This is a genomic window from Serratia sp. CY74737, from assembly GCF_052166775.1.
Classification (GTDB): domain Bacteria; phylum Pseudomonadota; class Gammaproteobacteria; order Enterobacterales; family Enterobacteriaceae; genus Serratia; species Serratia ureilytica.
Genome location: NZ_JBJNOF010000030.1, coordinates 1 through 1,597 on the forward strand (window position 1 = coordinate 1; position 1,597 = coordinate 1,597).

Annotated in this window: 1 rRNA gene; it reads left to right on the forward strand. The window is 52.0% G+C overall.

What is annotated here, in order from left to right:
• Nucleotides 1-150: 150 nt before the first annotated feature.
• Nucleotides 151-1,597: ribosomal RNA gene (locus tag ACJ8PE_RS24940) — 23S ribosomal RNA — on the forward strand; the annotation flags it as partial.

Sequence of the window (1,597 nt, forward strand, 5' to 3'; positions counted from 1 at the left end):
ATTGCTCTTTAACAATCTGGAACAAGCTGAAAATTGAAACATGACGGCTGAAATTTGTCCCTCCGTAGATGTATTGGGATGAAGAGTAACCTGTCATAGAGTCTCTCAAATGTTTGCAGCGCGAACGATGGAAACATCTTCGGGTTGTGAGGTTAAGTGACTAAGCGTACACGGTGGATGCCTAGGCAGTCAGAGGCGATGAAGGGCGTGCTAATCTGCGAAAAGCGTCGGTAAGGTGATATGAACCGTTATAACCGGCGATACCCGAATGGGGAAACCCAGTGTGTTTCGACACACTATCATGTCATGAATACATAGTGGCATGAGGCGAACCGGGGGAACTGAAACATCTAAGTACCCCGAGGAAAAGAAATCAACCGAGATTCCCCCAGTAGCGGCGAGCGAACGGGGAGGAGCCCAGAACCTGAATCGGCTTGTGTGTTAGTGGAAGCGTCTGGAAAGTCGCGCAGTAAAGGGTGATAGCCCCGTACACTAAAATGCACAGGTCGTGAGTTCGATGAGTAGGGCGGGACACGTGACATCCTGTCTGAATATGGGGGGACCATCCTCCAAGGCTAAATACTCCTGACTGACCGATAGTGAACCAGTACCGTGAGGGAAAGGCGAAAAGAACCCCGGCGAGGGGAGTGAAATAGAACCTGAAACCGTGTACGTACAAGCAGTGGGAGCACCTTCGTGGTGTGACTGCGTACCTTTTGTATAATGGGTCAGCGACTTATATTTTGTAGCAAGGTTAACCGTATAGGGGAGCCGTAGGGAAACCGAGTCTTAACTGGGCGATTAGTTGCAAGGTATAGACCCGAAACCCGGTGATCTAGCCATGGGCAGGTTGAAGGTTGGGTAACACTAACTGGAGGACCGAACCGACTAATGTTGAAAAATTAGCGGATGACTTGTGGCTGGGGGTGAAAGGCCAATCAAACCGGGAGATAGCTGGTTCTCCCCGAAAGCTATTTAGGTAGCGCCTCGTGAACTCATCTTCGGGGGTAGAGCACTGTTTCGGCTAGGGGGCCATCCCGGCTTACCAAACCGATGCAAACTCCGAATACCGAAGAATGTTATCACGGGAGACACACGGCGGGTGCTAACGTCCGTCGTGAAGAGGGAAACAACCCAGACCGCCAGCTAAGGTCCCAAAGTCATGGTTAAGTGGGAAACGATGTGGGAAGGCATAGACAGCCAGGATGTTGGCTTAGAAGCAGCCATCATTTAAAGAAAGCGTAATAGCTCACTGGTCGAGTCGGCCTGCGCGGAAGATGTAACGGGGCTAAACCATGCACCGAAGCTGCGGCAGCGACGCTTAGGCGTTGTTGGGTAGGGGAGCGTTCTGTAAGCCGTTGAAGGTGGCCTGTGAGGGTTGCTGGAGGTATCAGAAGTGCGAATGCTGACATAAGTAACGATAAAGCGGGTGAAAAGCCCGCTCGCCGGAAGACCAAGGGTTCCTGTCCAACGTTAATCGGGGCAGGGTGAGTCGACCCCTAAGGCGAGGCTGAAAAGCGTAGTCGATGGGAAACAGGTTAATATTCCTGTACTTGGTGTTACTGCGAAGGGGGGACGGAGAAGGCTAGGCTGGCGC